The sequence below is a fragment of the Streptomyces sp. NPDC002032 genome (assembly GCF_042890765.1).
GTDB lineage: Bacteria > Actinomycetota > Actinomycetes > Streptomycetales > Streptomycetaceae > Streptomyces.
The window spans coordinates 19965-34991 of record NZ_JBIASM010000019.1 but is presented as its reverse complement, the minus strand read 5'-3'; the positions used below and the strand labels follow the sequence as shown (position 1 = coordinate 34991).

The window sequence follows — 15027 nt, the reverse complement described above, 5'->3', positions numbered from 1 at the left end:
GTCTTACGCGTGTTCGACGACGGTGTCGGCGAGGACCGGCGCGTCGTCCCGTTCGACGGCGGTCACCGCGACGAGGACGCGGCCGGGCTCCCGCCACATCCGGATGCGGAGCGTCTCGCCGGGGAAGACGATCCCGGCGAAGCGCGTGCGGTAGGCCCGGACCCGGGAGACGTCGCCGCCCAGCTCGGTGTCGACGACGGCCTTGAGCGTCATCCCGTACGAGCACAGGCCGTGCAGGATCGGCCGGTCGAAGCCGGCGAGCTTGGCGAACTCCGGGTCGGCGTGCAGCGGGTTCCAGTCCCCCGAGAGCCGGTAGAGGAGGGCCTGTTCCTCGCGGATGGCGCGCTCCTCGACGCGGTCGGGGGCCCGCTCGGGCAGCTCGGTGCGCACGGAGGGGCCGCGCTCCCCGCCGAAGCCGCCCTCTCCCCGGACGAAGAGCTGCGCGTCGCTGGTCCACAGCGGCCCGTCGGCGTCCGCGACCTCGGAGCGCAGCACGATGACGGCGGCCTTGCCCTTGTCGTGGACGGCGACGACCCGGGAGGTGGAGGTGGCCCGCCCCGTGACGGGGATCGGGCGGTGCAGCTCGATGGAGTGCCCGCCGTGCAGGACGTGGGCGAGGTTGACCTCGATGCCGGGTGCGGCGAGGCCGCCCAGCATGGCCATGCCGGCGCCGGCGACGGTGGCGAAGCTGGGGAGGACGTGGAGCTTGGACTCCAGGGTGTAGCGCAGCTCGTCGGGGTCGGTGGCGGGGAGCCCGGCACCGAGGCCGAGGTGGTAGAGCTGGACGTCCTTGTGGTCCCAGCCGATCTCCCCCCGGCGGGGTTCGGCGGCGAGGGCCTTGGCGGCATCGATCGGCATGGGGAGCTGCTCCCTGTCTCGGGGCGCCGCGGCCTGCGCGAGCACCGCTGCCTTGGAAGACCTCGGTGCGGCCGTCCGCACCGTCAGCCGCACCGAGGTCGTACGCGGAACCGGTTCTAGAACGCGTTCTAGCAGGCCGGTCGAAGGCATGTATAACGCACGCCCGATCACTTGGGAAGACTCCTGACCTCACGTCAGATGAGCCCAACGAGTGGCGTGTTGCCTTCGGGCCGGGAGGCCGGACGTTACGCTGCGCCGGTGGACGAAATGCCCGTGACGCACCGCCCCGCCCGTTCCCTGCGCGTCCTGCTGGAGCCGCCGGACCGGGCCCTCGCGATCCTCCTGGGCCTCCAGCCGGACATCGAGGTGGTGGCCTCGGCGGCGGCCCGGCCGGCGGTGGCGCTGGTGGAGGAGCTCGACGCCGTACGGGCCGTACTGGCGGACGAGCCGGAGTGCCGGGTGCTGGTGACCGCCGGGTCGGCGCGGCCGGGGCTGCGCGAGGCGGCGCTGGCGGCGGGCGCGGCGGGGCTGGTCCTGCGCGACGGCCCGGTCGAGGAGCTGGCGGAGTGCCTGCGGCGGGCGTCGACGGGCGAGACGGTGGTGGACCCGGCCCTCGCGGGCCCGTAGCGCGGCGGGCTGAACGCGGCCGGAGTACGGCGCCCGGCGCCCGTAGCGCGGCGGCCGGAGCGCCGCGGCCGGAGCGCCGCGGCCGGAGCGCCGCGGCCGGAGCGCCGCGGCCGGAGCGCCGCGGCCGGAGCGCCGCGGCCGTGCGGAAGCCCCCCGCCGGGGGGCCGGCGGAGGGCTGGGGCCCGGGCGGGGTACCGCTAGGCGGTCGGCGCGGCCGGGTCCGTCCAGTCGTCCACCGTCCGCGAGGGGTCCAGGGCCACCGGCAGCCGCTCCAGCCCCCGGAAGGCCGGGAAGGGCCCCTTCAGCCAGTCCCCCTCCTCCGACTCGGGCATCGCCAGCACCATGTCGGGGAAGCGGTCGATCAGCGCGGTGAGGCAGATCTCCAGCTCCAGCCGGGCCAGCGGGGCGCCCAGGCAGAAGTGCGGGCCGAAGCCGAAACCGACGTGGGTGCGCTGGAGGTGTTCGCGGGTGATGTCCAGGGTGTCGGGGTCGGTGAACTTCTCCGGGTCGCGGTTCGCGGCGGTCAGGGCGATCTGCACGATCGCGCCCTGCGGAATGACCGTCCCGCCGATTTCCACGTCCTCCAGCGCGTACCGGAAGGTGGAGGTTTCCACGCTCCCCTCGTACCGCAGGAGTTCCTCGATGGCCTGCGGCAAAAGTTCGCGGTTCTCCTTCAGCGCCCTGAACTGTTCGGGGTGCGTGAGCAGGTTGAAGACGGAATTGCCGATCTGGAGGGTCGTCGTCTTGTGCCCGGCGAAGAGCAGCACCCACATCATCGAGACGAGTTCGTGGTCGGTCAGCGGCTCTTCCTCGTGGTGCGTCTGCACCAGCATGGTCAGGAAGTCGTCCGTGGGGTTCTCGCGGGTGCGCCGGATGTGGCCGGTGAAGTAGTCCCGCAGCCAGTGTTCCGCCCGGACGAGGTCGTCCTTCATGTCCTTGCTGAACCGCGAGCGCGTCACGACGGAGAACCACTTCAGGACCTCGGTGCGCTCCTCGCCGACGATGCCGAGCAGCTCGCAGATGACCATGACGGGCAGCGGCAGCGCGAAGGCCTTCATCAGGTCGACGGGCTCGTCGGTGGGGCACCGGTCCAGCAGCCCGTTCGCGAGCTCCTCGATGTGCGGGCGCAGGTCCCTGACGTGGCGCGGGGTGAAGGCGGTCTTCGCGATGTGGCGCAGCCGGGTGTGCCGGGGCGGGTCCGCGAAGAGGAGGTTGTCGTCGAGCGTCTCGCACGCGTCCCCGAAGAGCGCGTGGTAGAGGTCGATGCCCTCGTGCATGTCCTTGCCGATGCGCGGGTCGGCGAGGGCGGCGTGGGCGTCCTCGTACCGGGTGATCAGGTACGTGTCGACGCCGTGCCGGGGGGTGAGGCGGGCGATCGGGGCCTGTTCGCGCAGGACCTTGTAATAGGGATGGGGGCACTGCCGGTATTCCGGCGTGCTCAGGGTCGCCGCTTTCACCGCTTCGTCCAGCGCGATGCCGTCGTTGACCGCCGCAGTCGGTTCAGTCGTCACGCGCCAGACCTTTCGTCCATCCCGGAATTGACGTCTCGCTCTTTTCCCGGACGGTGTGCGGGACAAAACCTCATTGGGCCGTTCGGAGTCCGCTGGACGCGCCGGGCGATGTCCGCCGCGCTGCGGCCGGAGCCCGCCCTAGGGTGTGCGGTGATCCGGTCCTCGGCCCGACGGAAGGGAATGCGGACATGCCGGAATACGGTACGAGCGGAATCACCGCCGGCGGGGCGCCGCGGCCCGGAGCGGGCCTGCCGGGCGCGGCGGCCGGGGACGACGACGGCAGCGGTGCGGTGATCGACGTCCACCACCACTTCTGCGCCCCGGCCTGGCGCGCGTGGGCCGAGGAGCAGGGGCTCGTACACCCGAAGGCGCTGCCGCCGTGGTCGCGCTGGGACGCGCGCGAGGCCCTCGCCCTGATGGACCGGGCCGGGATCGCCACCGCCGTGCTCAAGCCGATGCTGCCCGCCCGCTACACGAGCTCCGCGCAGTTGCGCGAGGCGGTCACGGTGACGCTGGCGGCGGCCGTGGAGGTGTGCGAGGCGCATCCGGGGCGGTTCTTCTTCCACGCCCCGCTGTTCCTGGACGACCTTGAGGTGTCCTCGTGGACGCTGCGCCGGGGTCTGGACGAGCTGGGCGCGGTCGGGGTGAACCTGACCGCGAACTACGGGGGCGTCTACCTCGGCGACCCGTCCTACGACGGGATCTTCGCCGAGCTGGACGAACGGTCGGCGGTCGTCGACACGCATCCGCACAACCTGCCGGGCGGCCCGCCCGGGGCCGGGCCCGGCGGGGCGACCGTGCCGGGGGTGCCGAACTTCCTGTGCGACTTCCTCCTCGACACCACCCGGGCCGCCGCGAACATGATCCGCAACCGGACGCTGGACCGCTTCCCGAACCTGTCGGTGATCCTGCCGCACGGCGGCGGCTTCCTGCCGCACATCGCGACCCGGCTGGAGGCGTTCGCGCACGCCTTCGACCCGCCGGTGGAACCCGCGGCCGTACGGGACCACCTGCGGCGCTTCTACTACGACACCGCCGGCCCGCTGTCCCCGGCGGGCACCCTGCTGGCGACGGCGGCCCCGGACCGGATCCTCTTCGGCAGCGACTGGCCGGCCTGCCCGGCCCCGATGGTCACCGACGTCGCCCTGCCCGCCCTGGCCGCCGATCCGGCCTTCACCCCGCAGCTGCGCCGGGCGGTCAACCGGGAGAACGCGCTGCGCCTGATGCCGCGCCTGGTGCCCGCCTGAGACGCGGCCGCGCCTCGGCGGGGGCGGGATCCGGCGCCCCGCCCCTCAGCGGCGCAGCAGGGTGACCACCGCCGCGCCGCCGAGCCCGATGTTGTGCGCGAGGCCGACCCCGGCGCCGGGGACCTGGCGGGCTCCGGCCTCGCCGCGCAGCTGCCAGACCAGTTCGGCGGCCTGCGCGAGGCCCGTGGCGCCGAGGGGGTGGCCCTTGGAGATCAGCCCGCCCGACGGGTTGACCACCCAGCGCCCGCCGTAGGTGGTGGCGCCGCTCTCGACGAGCTCGCCGGAGGCCCCGTCGGCGCACATGCCGAGCGCCTCGTAGGTCAGCAGTTCGTTGACGGAGAAGCAGTCGTGCAGCTCGATGACGTCGACGTCCTCGATGCCGAGCCCGGAGGCCTCGTACACCCGGCGGGCGGCGGCCGCGGTCATCGGCTTGCCGACGACGTCGATGCAGGAGCCGGCGAAGCTGGCGCCGGTGTCGGTGGTCATGGCCTGGGCGGCGATCTCCACGGCCTTGTCGTGCAGGCCGTGGCGGACGACGAAGCGTTCGGAGACGACGAGGGCGGCCGCCGCGCCGTCCGAGGTGGGCGAGCACTGGAGTTTGGTCAGGGGCTCGTGGATGGTCTTGGCGGCGAGCACCTCCTCCACCGTGTACACGTCCTGGAACTGCGCGTTGGGGTTGTTCGCGGAGTGCCGGTGGTTCTTGGCGCCCACCGCCGCCAGCTGGGCGGGGGTGGTCCCGTAGCGCTCCATGTGCTCGCGGGCGGCGTTCCCGAAGATCTGCGCGGTGGGCGGGGACATCTCGAAGCCGTGCGCGGCGGCCATGATCCCGTAGTGGCGGGCGACCGGCGAGGTGCTGAAGTCGCCGCCGTCGGCGCCGCCGCCCAGGGCGCCGCGCTTCATCTTCTCGAAGCCGAGCGCGAGGACGCAGTCGTTGATCCCGCCCGCCACGAACTGGCGGGCCATCATCAGGGCCGTGGAGCCGGTGGCGCAGTTGTTGTTGACGTTGTAGACGGGGACGCCGGTGAGCCCCAGTTCGTACGCGGCCCGCTGGCCGGCGGTGGAGGGCTGGAAGCAGTAGCCGACGGGCACCTGCTCGACGAGCCCGTAGTCCACCCCCGCGTCGGCCAGGGCCGCCGTGCCCGCTTCCCGCACCATGTCCCAGTACTGCCAGTCGCGCGATTCCGGCTTCTCGAACTTCGTCATGCCGACGCCGACGATGTAGGCCTTCATGGCTGGATTCCCTTCCCCTTCAGTCCCGCGGGAGGCCGAGGATGCGCTCGGCGACGACGTTGAGCTGGACCTGCGTGGTGCCCCCGGCGATGGTCAGGCAGCGGGACATGAGCATCCCGTGCACGGCCCGCTCCCCCGCCCCCTCCCGTACCGCGCCCGCCGGGCCCAGCAGTTCGAGCGCGAGCTCGGCGATCCGCTGCTGGTGGGGGGTCTGCACGAGCTTGCGTATGGAGGCGCCCGCGCCGGGCTCCAGCCCGGACACCTGCTGGAGGGTGGTGCGCAGGCCGATGCAGGCCAGGGCGTGGGCCTCGGCGGCCAGGGCGCCGACGCGGGCCCGGTAGGAGCCGTCGAGGCCGGCGCAGCGGGCGATGAGCGCTTCGAGGCCGGTGTCGAAGGTCATCTGGTCGGCCATGTGGACGCGTTCGTTGCCGAGGGTGTTGCGGGCGACCTTCCAGCCCTCGTCGGCCGCCCCGACCAGGGCGTCGGCGGGCAGGACGACGTCGTCGAAGTACACCTCGTTGAAGAGGGCCTCGCCGGTGATCTCCTTGAGCGGGCGGACCTCGATGCCCGGGGTGTTCTTCATGTCGACGACGAAGTAGCCGAGGCCCCGGTGCTTGGGGGCGTCCGGGTCCGTGCGGGCGAGCAGGATCCCGAAGTCGGCCGTGTGCGCGGAACTCGTCCAGACCTTCTGTCCGTTGACCTGCCAGGAGCCGTCCGGCCGCCGTACGGCCTTGGTCCGCAGGGAGGCCAGGTCGGAGCCGGCGCCCGGCTCGGAGAAGAGCTGGCACCAGGTCGTGTCCCCGCGCAGCGTCGGCAGGACGTACGCCGCGCGCTGCGCGTCGGTGCCGTAGGCCAGCAGCGAGGGCACGACCCAGGTGGCGATGCCGAGGTCGGCGAGGACGACCCCGGCCTCCTTCAGCTCCTGCTGCACCACCAGCTGTTCGGCGGGCCCGGCGCCGAGCCCGTAGGGGCGGGGCAGGTACGGGGCCGCGTATCCGGTCGGGGCCAGCACCCGGCGGGCGGCGGCCGGGTCGAGGCCCCGCGCGTCCAGGGCGGCGGCGCGGGCGGCGGGGCGGTGGGCCTCGGCGCTCGCGGGCAGCCGCAGGCGCAGTTCGCGGCGGGCGCCGTCCGCCGCGAGGCGCGCGGCGCGGATGCGGTGGCCGTCGCCGGGGCCGAGGAGCTGGCGGGCGACGAGCGCCCGGCGCAGGTGGATGTGGGCGTCGTGTTCCCAGGTGAAGCCGATGCCGCCGAGGATCTGGATGCAGTCCTTGGCGCAGGAGTGGGCCGCGTCGAGTGCGGTCCCGGCGGCGAGCGCGGCGACCAGGGAGCGGACCCGTGGGTCCTCGCCGGCGCTGTTCGCGGCGTCCCAGGCGAGGGCGCGGGCCTGTTCCAGCCGGACCAGCATGTCGGCGCACAGGTGCTTGACGCCCTGGAACCGTCCGATGGGCCGCCCGAACTGTTCGCGCACCTTGGCGTACTCGGCGGCGGTGTGCACGGCCCAGGCGGCGGTGCCGCAGGCGTCGGCGGCGAACAGGACGCAGGCCAGGTCCCGCACCAGCGCGGCGTCCAGCTCCAGCAGCCGGCCCGGCGGCACGACGGCCCCGCGGGCGCGCACCTCGGCGGTGGGGCGGGTGGGGTCCGCGCTCTCGTGGGTGCGGACGTCCAGCGCGGCGGCGTCCACGGCGAACCAGCGGGTGCCGTGCGCGGTTTCGGCGGCGAGCAGGACCAGGTCGGCCTCGCCGGCGCCGAGCACGGGGGGCGCGAGCCCGTCCAGCAGGTGGCCGCCGCCTTCGACGGCGACGGCGGTGAGACTGCCGGGGCCCAGTGCGACGGCCCCGATCCGGCCGTCCAGGGGCTCGGCCCCGGCCCGGTCCAGGAGTACGGAGGCCAGCGCACTCGGCAGGAAGGGCCCGGGCAGCGCCGCCCGGGCGGCCTCCTCCACCACGACGGCCAGGTCCAGCAGCGTCCCGCCCTCCAGGTGGGGCGCCAGCAGTCCGGCCGCCGCGAGGCCGTCCCAGTAGGCGGGCCGCACCCCGGTCCGGGGCGGGGTGTCGAGCAGCTTGCGCACCTCCTCGGGCGGCACGGCCCGCCCGGCCCAGCCGCGTACGGCGTCGGCCAACTCCCGCTGTTCTTGCGTGATTCCGATGCCCATGCGCGGCAGACTAGAACACGTTCCATTCCGACGGAAGGTCAGAATGGAACGTGTTCTCGTGCGCGACCGGCGGGCGGACGGCTCAGGAGCGCGCGTAGTAGTACCCGTCGCCGTGCGCGGGCCCCACGTTGTGCTGGAGGCCCGACGGCTCGCTCCTCGTGAAGAACGAAGCGTCGAGCGTCCCGCAGAAGGTGCTGTTGGACCTGCTCCTGTCCACCGTGGCCGCACCGACGTTGATCCGGGAGCCGCCGGAGCCCACCGAGGTCACCTTGGCGGTGTTCTCGCAGTGGCCCATGTTGGAGTCACTGATCAGGCGGACCGCCCCGGACCGCGCGATGGTCACCGTCACCGGCTGGTCGATGTTGAGCGGGGCCGTGTAGTTCCAGGCGCCCACGAAGTACGCGGGCACCGCGTCCCCGCCCGACGAACCGCCGCCGCTCGGCGTACCGGAGCCGCCGGGGGTGGCGCCGGAGCCGCCGCCCTGGGCGCCACCGGCCGCGGCTCCGCCCGCCGCCGCGCCGGAGCCCTTGGTCGGGCCGGTGCCCGTACCGCCCGCTCCACCGGGGTTTGCGGAACCGCCTCCCGGATTGCCGGAGCCCCCGCCGGGCGCCCCGCCGCCACCCACGGCCGCACCACCCGCCGCCGCGCCGCCGCCGGGGGCGCCACCGGCCGGGGCGCCGCCCTGAGCGCCGCCTTGCGCGCCACCCTGGCCGCCCCCCTGTGCGGCAGCGCCGCCCGGGTCCGCCGCCCCGCCGGCCTGGCCCTGCTGCCCGGGGCCTGCGGGACTCGGAGCGCCGGAGGCCCCCGGGGGCAGCGCACCGCCGCCCGGCCCGGACGGCGTACCGCTCGCGCCGCCGGGGCTGAGGGGCCCGCTCGCCGCCGGGGGCGAGGCGTGCCCGGCGTCCCCGCCGCCGCCGAACGGCTGGATCAGGGCCACCGTGCCGCCGCCGACCGCGAACACGAGGACGACCGGCACCGCGACGGTCCAGCGACGCCGCTCGCGCCGCTCGTTCCCGGAGGTGGCGGCGCCCCCGGCCAGCGGACCCACCGCCGGCCCGCCGGGCGCCCCGGCCTTCCCGCGCAGGTCCAGCGTCGCCCGGTCGGTGGCGACGGCCGGCCCGGATCCGCCCTCCGCCGCGTCCTGCGCCTCCGGGGCGGCCTCCGCGTCCAGCAGCCGCGCCGCCTGCCGGGCCAGCCGCGCCACCACCTTGGGCGGCAGCCACGCCCCGCCGCGCTGCGCCGGACGGACCCGCTCGGGGTCCGCCAAGAGGTCCTGGACACCGGGCCGCTCGTCGACGTCCTTGATCAGGCAGCGCCGGATGAACGCCCGCAGGGCCTCGTCCCCGACCTTCTCCAGGTCCGGCTCGCCCTCCACGATCTGGAACATCACGGCGTGCTGGTTGCTGGCCCCGTGCCCGAACGGCAGCTCGCCCGTGGCCGCGTACATCAGGACGCAGCCGAGCGTGAACACGTCGCTCTTCGCCCCGGCCCGCTGCCCTCGGACCTGCTCGGGCGACATGAACCCCGGCGAGCCGACGACCATGCCGGTGCTGGTGAGCAGCGACTCCACGGAGGTCTCCAGCGCGCGCGAGATGCCGAAGTCGATGACACGGGTGCCCTCGACGGTCAGCATCACGTTCGACGGCTTGAGGTCGCGGTGCACGATCCCCGCCGCGTGGATGTCCTCCAGGGCCCGCAGCAGCCCGTCGGCGAGGGCGTGCACGGACTCCACGGGCAGGGGCCCGTACCGGCGCACGATCTGCTCCAGCGAGAGCCCCGGTACGTATCCCGTGGCCACCCAGGGCCGGTCCGCGTCGGGGTCCGCGTCGAGGACGGGCGCGGTGTAGCGCTCGCCGACCCGCCGGGCGGCGTCGATCTCGCGCCGGAAACGGGCCCGGAACTGCGCGTTCGAGACGTGCTCCTCGTGCACCACCTTCACGGCGACCGTGCGCCCGCTGCCGGACCGCGCCAGATACACCCGCCCCATGCCCCCGGCGCCGAGCCGCCCGAGCAGCAGGTACGGCCCGATCCGGACCGGATCCCCGGCCGCGAGCGGCTTCACTCCCCCGTCGACGTTGTCGTCGTCACCTAACGCACCGCTCATCCCGACCGCCCCCCGGTGATCCCCTGTGGTCGCCCGAACCGGCCACACGGCCGGTCGAACCCGCCACAGGATAAGGGCACTTGAGTGCAGGCTGAAGGCAAGGGCGGACCGGGGGCAGGGGTTCCGGACGCCGTCGGGCCGCGCACCTGCGGAGCCCCGCCTGACACAATCCGGGGAGGGGTACGAACGTGGAGGTCGGGGACATGATCCTTCTGGTACTGCTCGGCGTGCTGGCGCTCGCCGCCGGCGGCTGTGTGTGCGTGGTGTGGGCCCAGCGGGGCGGCCCGCGCTGGACCCGCGCCGTCGCGGCGGTCACCCTCGGCGCGGGCGAACTCCTGCGCCGCTCCGACAAGCGCCGCCGCCGCGGCGGCATCCTCGGCGGCGGCAACAGTGACGGTGACGGCGGCGACTAGCGCTGCTCCGCGAACGCATGGTTCAGCGGGCGATCAGCGAGTATGCCGGCAGCGGCATGTTGCCATGACACTTCGCCAGGTGTCGGAGCACATCCGCCTGGCTCAGCACCAGGTCCTGTACGGTTTGCGGCAGTTCAGCCATCCGGTTCGCGTCGTCGAGCAGGGTCACGCAGGCGTCCACCTCCCAGTCGCCGTCCTGGAGTGCGGTTGTGTCGACGGCCTGTCCCGGGACGGGGTTCCAGCCTGCTGCCGGGAGGATCCGGAGCAGGCTCTCGCGCGAGAACGGCGTGCGCACATTGCCTTCGCCCCGCGATCCGCCCGCCTCGATCTGGCCCTGGATCAGAACGGCCAGCAGGTGGGGCAGTTGCTCGACCGACCTGGGTGCGAGGTCCCACTCGGCACAGCACAGGTTCCGTGCCCAGCGGCGGAGCCGAGTGAGGGTTGCCCCCAGCTGGTCCAGGGACTCGAAATACCAGGCGCAGTGTGCCAGGACCGCGTAGTCGAACCCGTTGTCGGGGAAGGTGACCGCCTCGTCGAGGACGTCCAGACCGAAGCGGAAATCGATGCGGGAGCCCAGCGGCGTCGCCTTGAGGTGCTTCGCCGACTGCCCCAGGGTGATCGGGGCACCGTACGACGGATCCGCGATGTCGACGGCGACCACCCGGCCCTGCGGGCCGACGGCCTCGGCCAGGGCAGCCGTCATGTCGCCCTGTCCGCAGCCGACCTCCAGGACCGACGCTCCGGCTGGGACGCCCCAACTGGAGACGAGTGCGGTCCGGTACCGGGTCTGGGTCAGCTGGATTTCGGGGGACACGCCGGCGGCGGCCATGTCGGCCGCGATCGAAGGTGCCTTCGCCATCAGTTCGGTCTCGTCCACAGAATCCTTCATCCTGCCTGCGGGTGCGGCACCGGCGTCCAGTCCCGGGCGAGGAGCCCGAGGAGCACCTCGTCCAGGAACTCCCCCATCACCCAGGCCGAGGAGCGCAGTACGCCCTCGCGGACGAAGCCGTTGAGCTCGGCGGCGCGCAGCATCGCCGGGTTGTCGGCGAGCGTGTCGACCTGTAGCCGGTGCAGGCCGCGCACGACGAAGCCGTAGTGGCACAGCACCGCCACCACGTCGGTGCCGTACCCCTTGCCGCGGGCGGACGGCAGCAGCCCCAGCCCGATGTGCGCGGACCGGTTGTGGGTGTCGAGGCCCCACACGTTCGCGATGCCGATCAGCGTGCCGCCGTCCAGCTCCACCACGGAGAAGGGGACGCTGTCCTGCTCCGCGGCGTCCAGCACGAGCCGGGGGTCCTTCGACCCGGCCGAGACCGGCCGCCACGGCCCGCTCTCGGCGCGCGAGGCGTTGACCACGTCGTTGTAGAGCTCGGCCCGCAGGACCGGGATGTCGTCCTCGTGCCGGGCCCTGAGCCCGACCTTGGCGCCAGTAAGCATGCGAGCTTCCTATCGACCCGGCCCGGCCGACGGCAACCGGATTAACCGTTCAGAGGCCGCGCACGAATTCCGCGAAGGCGGCGGGGTTCACGGTGAAGACTGGCCCGTGGGGGTTCTTGGAATCCCGCACGGCGACGAAGCGGGGATGGGCGGCGACCTCGACGCACTCGCCGCCGTTGGTTCCGCTGTACGAGGACTTACGCCACCGCATGCCCGTCAGGGGCTGGGTGCTGTCCATAACGCTCCTCCATTACGCGGGCGATCCTCGCCGCCGAGTCCTCTACGGAAAGCGCGGCGGCCTGCAAGTGATCGTAGCGGAGGGAACTTTCCCTGAGTTCGTGTGGATTGGCCGTCAAACGGCCCTGCACAAAGTCCTCCGTATAGACAATGTCCGGGCCCTCGTCGAAGCGCAGGATGGTGAACGTCCCGTCCAGCCCGACGTGGGCACCCGCCTCAAAGGGGAGGATCTGCACCCGCACCCACTTCAGCCTCCGCAGGGACAACAAGTGGGCGAGTTGCTTCCGCATGACCTCCCGGCCACCGATCTCCTGATGCAGCACGGCTTCGCTCAGCACCACCCACATCGGTGGCGGGTTCTCGCGGTCGAGGATCCGCTGTCGTTCCATGCGGGCCGCCACTTGCCCCTCGACCCCACCATTCCCCCGGACCCCGAGTACCGCCCGCGCGTACGCTTCCGTTTGGACCAACCCATAGACCAGTTGCGCCTGGAAGGTTGAGACGTAGGCCGCCTTCGCCTCCATCTCCGCATATGCCTGGAACCACGCCGGGAGCTGGCTGCGCAACACCAGCCCCACCAGCCGTGAGAACACCCCGCCCGTTCCCAGGGCCGCGTCGACCCGTTCGGAGAAGTCCCGAGCAGGGACCCTCCTCCCGTTCTCGATCTGCCCGATCAGGGAGCCCGTGCAGAACACGATGGCTCCCAACTGCTCCTGCGTCAGATCGGCTGCCTCCCGAAGGCGACGGAGTTCGGAGCCGAAGTAGTCCAACGGCGATGCGCTGGGGTCGAGCTCTCGGATGTTGGCCACGGGTGGTACCCCCAACCGTACGGGTGCGATGTTGTGTTCCATCCGTAGCCGAGCGTAATCACGCGAGCGCAGCCTGATGGCATGAATCAAGCAACTGGTCACCCCAGCACGGAAATCGGCGCCACCTACCGGATGGGCTTCACCGTCGGTGAGCATTCGGCCGGGCACATGCGGCGGATTCTGCTGTGGTTCCTCGTCCGCTGGGGCCTCGCCGAAACGGCGGACACCGCCGGGCTGGCGCTGACCGAGCTGGTCGCCAACGTCGTGCGGCACGTGCCCGGCCGGGGCTGTTCGGTACTGATCCAGCGCAGGCCGCACGGGCTGCGGGTGGAGGTGTCCGACGGGTGCCCCGCCCTCCCGCGCCTCGCGCCGGGCTGCGATCCCCTCAGCGAGGGCGGGCGGGGGCTGCTGCTGGTGCAGGCCGTCACCGACCGCTGGGGCGTGCTGTCCCGGCCGGACGGGAAGACGGTGTGGTTCGAGTGCGACGGGTGACCCCCGCCCGCCCCGCTCGGCGATAATGCCCCGGCGAGGGGACGATCAAGGGGCGACGGGGGCCGAGCGGCGTGCGGGAGACCATCGAGGGGCGTTACGAGCTCGACGAGTTGCTCGGCCGGGGCGGCTTCGGCGAGGTCTGGCGGGCCAAGGACTCCCGGGTGGGCCGCTGGGTCGCGGTGAAGATCGGCCATCCGCAGACCCCGGAGGAGACCCGCCGGTTCGAGCGGGAGGCCAGCCTCGCCGGGAACCTCGCCCATCCCCACATCGCCACCATCCACGACTTCGGCCGCACCGAACGGGGCGGCCGCGACGCCGTGTTCCTCGTCATGGAGCTGCTCCAGGGCCGCAGCCTGGCCGAGGTCCTGGAGGGCGGGGTGCCGCCGCTCGGCGACGCCCTGGAGTGGGCCGCGCGGATCGCGGACGCGCTCGGGGCCGCGCACGACGCCGGGATCGTCCACCGGGACGTCAAGCCGGCCAACGTGATGGTCACCGAGAGCGGCGTGGTCAAGGTCCTCGATTTCGGGATCGCCAAGTCCTCGGGCGCCCCGGGCACGGAGCTGACGGCCACCGGGATGATCATCGGTTCCTTCCCGTACATGGCGCCGGAGCGCTGGACCGGCGGCGCGGGCGGGGTCCCCGTCGACGGGCGGGCCGATCTGTACGCCCTCGGGTGCGTGCTGACGGAGCTGCTGACCGGGCGGCGGCCCTTCCCCGCACGCGAGATGCACGAACTGCTCGCCCACCACCTGACCACCGAGCCCCCCGCGCCCGGTGCGCTGCGCGAGGGGATCCCGGCCGCGCTGGACGAGCTGGTGCTGGGCCTGCTGGCGAAGGACCCGCGCGAACGGCCCGCGCAGGCCCGGGAGGTGAGCCGCAGGCTCACCGAGATCGCCCGGGGAGCCCTCCCGCCCGCGCCGGCCGTCCCCGCCGCGGCCTTCCCGCCGCCGCCCGCCTACTCCCCCACCGTGCACACGGCCGCCGGGGACCCCGTCCGGTCGATGCTGGAGCGGCGCCTCGCGCAGGTGCTGGACGACGCCCCGGCGGACCGGCTCGTACGGCTGGACATGCTGGTCGCCGACCTCACGGAGGAGCTGGGCGCCCAGGACGCGCTGACCGTGCGGGCCGCCTACCACCGGGCCATGACCGTACGCGGGCACTCCCCCACCGACCTGGAGCGCATCCTGCCGAAGATGGTGCGGGTGCTCGGCCTGGAGCACCCCGACACCATCGCCGCGCGCGCCGCGTACGTCGGCGAGGCCGCGGCCTACGGGCCCGGCGACGGCCGCCGCCACGAGGCGGAGCTGCGCGAGGTCATCGAGCAGGCCGGGCGGGTGCTCGGCGCCGACGACCCCGTCACGCTGACCGCCCGCTACCACCTGGCCGGGGCCCTCCAGCGCGGGGAGGCCGCCCGCGAGGGCCGGTGGGGCTCGCAGACCCCCCAGCAGGCGCACGCCGAGCGCGGCTGGCTGGCGCCGCTCCTGCCCGACATGGAACGGCGGCTGCCCGCCGACAGCCCGGTCCTGCTCGACGTACGCCGCCGGCTCGCCCACGACGCCTGGCTGCTCGGCGACTTCGCCGCCGCCGCGCCCCTGTACCTGTGCCTGTACCCGGACCTCGCGGCGCTGGCGGAGCGCGGCGACCCGGAGACCGCGTACCGGGTGCTGCGCAGCGTCGGCGGCGCCGGGGCGCCCGGGCGGGCGCTGCCCCACCTGAAGGCGCTGCTGCACCGGCTGCACCTCACCGCCGGGAACACGCACTGGCTGACCCAGAAGGTGACGGAGGTCCGCGACGTGTTCCGGCGGGCCCTGCGCGAGGACCGGCTCACGGAGCTCGGCGGCGGTCTGTCCCGGCTCTTCGGCCGCTGAGGAAGCGCCGGGGCCCGGCGGAACCGACCCGGGCATGGCGTC

14 protein-coding genes are annotated in these 15027 nt (G+C 73.6%); 5 read left to right on the top strand and 9 right to left on the bottom strand.

The features are described 5' to 3' along the window. Positions 1-3: 3 nt before the first annotated feature. Positions 4-858 carry a MaoC/PaaZ C-terminal domain-containing protein gene (locus ACFYYT_RS31020; RefSeq protein ID WP_351830498.1) on the bottom strand — a complete coding sequence of 285 codons (855 nt, stop codon included), beginning with the start codon at positions 856-858 and terminating at the stop codon, positions 4-6. 267 nt (positions 859-1125) lie between these two features. On the opposite strand from ACFYYT_RS31020, the gene ACFYYT_RS31015 reads away from it, so the two are divergent. Beyond that, a complete protein-coding gene (locus ACFYYT_RS31015) occupies positions 1126-1485 on the top strand; it encodes a DNA-binding response regulator (RefSeq protein WP_351830513.1) in 360 nt (119 codons plus the stop codon). A 197-nt stretch (positions 1486-1682) separates the two neighbouring features. Here ACFYYT_RS31015 and ACFYYT_RS31010 read toward each other — a convergent pair whose 3' ends face one another. Beyond that, positions 1683-2996: a cytochrome P450 gene (locus ACFYYT_RS31010; protein WP_351830495.1), complete on the bottom strand. Its 1314-nt coding sequence runs from the start codon at positions 2994-2996 to the stop codon at positions 1683-1685. 188 nt (positions 2997-3184) lie between these two features. Between ACFYYT_RS31010 and ACFYYT_RS31005 the strand changes: the two genes are divergently transcribed. After that, positions 3185-4243, top strand: coding sequence for an amidohydrolase family protein (locus ACFYYT_RS31005; RefSeq protein ID WP_351830493.1), 1059 nt, complete (start codon positions 3185-3187; stop codon positions 4241-4243). A 45-nt stretch (positions 4244-4288) separates the two neighbouring features. Here the strand turns inward: ACFYYT_RS31005 and ACFYYT_RS31000 are convergent, their stop codons facing one another. The 3 genes from ACFYYT_RS31000 to ACFYYT_RS30990 all read right to left on the bottom strand — a co-directional run bounded on the left by ACFYYT_RS31000 (position 4289) and on the right by ACFYYT_RS30990 (position 9729). Then, positions 4289-5473, bottom strand: a complete 1185-nt coding sequence (locus ACFYYT_RS31000) for a lipid-transfer protein (protein ID WP_351830490.1) — start codon at positions 5471-5473, stop codon at positions 4289-4291. Positions 5474-5492: 19 nt separating this feature from the next. Continuing rightward, on the bottom strand, positions 5493-7625 hold the full coding sequence (locus ACFYYT_RS30995; protein WP_388610037.1) for an acyl-CoA dehydrogenase: 2133 nt from the start codon (positions 7623-7625) through the stop codon (positions 5493-5495). An 82-nt stretch (positions 7626-7707) separates the two neighbouring features. Beyond that, positions 7708-9729: a serine/threonine-protein kinase gene (locus tag ACFYYT_RS30990; protein ID WP_351829858.1), complete on the bottom strand. Its 2022-nt coding sequence runs from the start codon at positions 9727-9729 to the stop codon at positions 7708-7710. A 203-nt stretch (positions 9730-9932) separates the two neighbouring features. Here ACFYYT_RS30990 and ACFYYT_RS30985 point away from each other — a divergent pair, with 203 nt between their 5' ends. After that, the gene (locus tag ACFYYT_RS30985; protein WP_351829860.1) at positions 9933-10142 is read left to right on the top strand and encodes a hypothetical protein; all 210 of its coding nucleotides are present in this window, start codon (positions 9933-9935) and stop codon (positions 10140-10142) included. Positions 10143-10164: 22 nt separating this feature from the next. Here the strand turns inward: ACFYYT_RS30985 and ACFYYT_RS30980 are convergent, their stop codons facing one another. From ACFYYT_RS30980 to ACFYYT_RS30965, 4 genes are read right to left on the bottom strand one after another with little or no spacing between them, the layout of a single operon-like run. After that, entirely contained in the window at positions 10165-11019 is an 855-nt protein-coding gene (locus ACFYYT_RS30980; protein ID WP_351829863.1) for a class I SAM-dependent methyltransferase, read from the bottom strand. Between the two features lie 8 nt (positions 11020-11027). Further along, positions 11028-11579: a GNAT family protein gene (locus ACFYYT_RS30975; RefSeq protein ID WP_351829866.1), complete on the bottom strand. Its 552-nt coding sequence runs from the start codon at positions 11577-11579 to the stop codon at positions 11028-11030. Between the two features lie 49 nt (positions 11580-11628). Beyond that, complete coding sequence (locus ACFYYT_RS30970; RefSeq protein ID WP_351829871.1) at positions 11629-11817, bottom strand: DUF397 domain-containing protein; 189 nt, start codon at positions 11815-11817, stop codon at positions 11629-11631. Further along, positions 11777-12667 carry a helix-turn-helix transcriptional regulator gene (locus tag ACFYYT_RS30965; RefSeq protein ID WP_351829874.1) on the bottom strand — a complete coding sequence of 297 codons (891 nt, stop codon included), beginning with the start codon at positions 12665-12667 and terminating at the stop codon, positions 11777-11779. Before ACFYYT_RS30965 ends, ACFYYT_RS30970 begins: the two co-directional genes overlap by 41 nt. A gap of 39 nt (positions 12668-12706) precedes the next feature. Here ACFYYT_RS30965 and ACFYYT_RS30960 point away from each other — a divergent pair, with 39 nt between their 5' ends. After that, a complete protein-coding gene (locus ACFYYT_RS30960; RefSeq protein ID WP_351829876.1) occupies positions 12707-13117 on the top strand; it encodes an ATP-binding protein in 411 nt (136 codons plus the stop codon). A 71-nt stretch (positions 13118-13188) separates the two neighbouring features. Next, positions 13189-14985 (top strand): serine/threonine-protein kinase, encoded by a 1797-nt coding sequence (locus ACFYYT_RS30955; protein ID WP_351829878.1) that lies wholly within the window; start codon positions 13189-13191, stop codon positions 14983-14985. The last annotated feature ends 42 nt before the right edge of the window (positions 14986-15027 follow it).

What these genes read in the sequence shown, in the direction of transcription:
- ACFYYT_RS31005 (WP_351830493.1), top strand. Translation starts at nt 3,185, where the DNA reads ATGCCGGAATACGGTACGAGCGGAATCACCGCCGGCGGGGCGCCGCGG.
- ACFYYT_RS31020 (WP_351830498.1), bottom strand. Translation starts at nt 858, where the DNA reads ATGCCGATCGATGCCGCCAAGGCCCTCGCCGCCGAACCCCGCCGGGGG.
- ACFYYT_RS30960 (WP_351829876.1), top strand. Translation starts at nt 12,707, where the DNA reads ATGAATCAAGCAACTGGTCACCCCAGCACGGAAATCGGCGCCACCTAC.
- ACFYYT_RS30990 (WP_351829858.1), bottom strand. Translation starts at nt 9,729, where the DNA reads ATGAGCGGTGCGTTAGGTGACGACGACAACGTCGACGGGGGAGTGAAG.
- ACFYYT_RS30995 (WP_388610037.1), bottom strand. Translation starts at nt 7,625, where the DNA reads ATGGGCATCGGAATCACGCAAGAACAGCGGGAGTTGGCCGACGCCGTA.
- ACFYYT_RS30985 (WP_351829860.1), top strand. Translation starts at nt 9,933, where the DNA reads ATGATCCTTCTGGTACTGCTCGGCGTGCTGGCGCTCGCCGCCGGCGGC.
- ACFYYT_RS30965 (WP_351829874.1), bottom strand. Translation starts at nt 12,667, where the DNA reads ATGGAACACAACATCGCACCCGTACGGTTGGGGGTACCACCCGTGGCC.
- ACFYYT_RS31015 (WP_351830513.1), top strand. Translation starts at nt 1,126, where the DNA reads ATGCCCGTGACGCACCGCCCCGCCCGTTCCCTGCGCGTCCTGCTGGAG.
- ACFYYT_RS31000 (WP_351830490.1), bottom strand. Translation starts at nt 5,473, where the DNA reads ATGAAGGCCTACATCGTCGGCGTCGGCATGACGAAGTTCGAGAAGCCG.
- ACFYYT_RS30975 (WP_351829866.1), bottom strand. Translation starts at nt 11,579, where the DNA reads ATGCTTACTGGCGCCAAGGTCGGGCTCAGGGCCCGGCACGAGGACGAC.
- ACFYYT_RS30970 (WP_351829871.1), bottom strand. Translation starts at nt 11,817, where the DNA reads ATGGACAGCACCCAGCCCCTGACGGGCATGCGGTGGCGTAAGTCCTCG.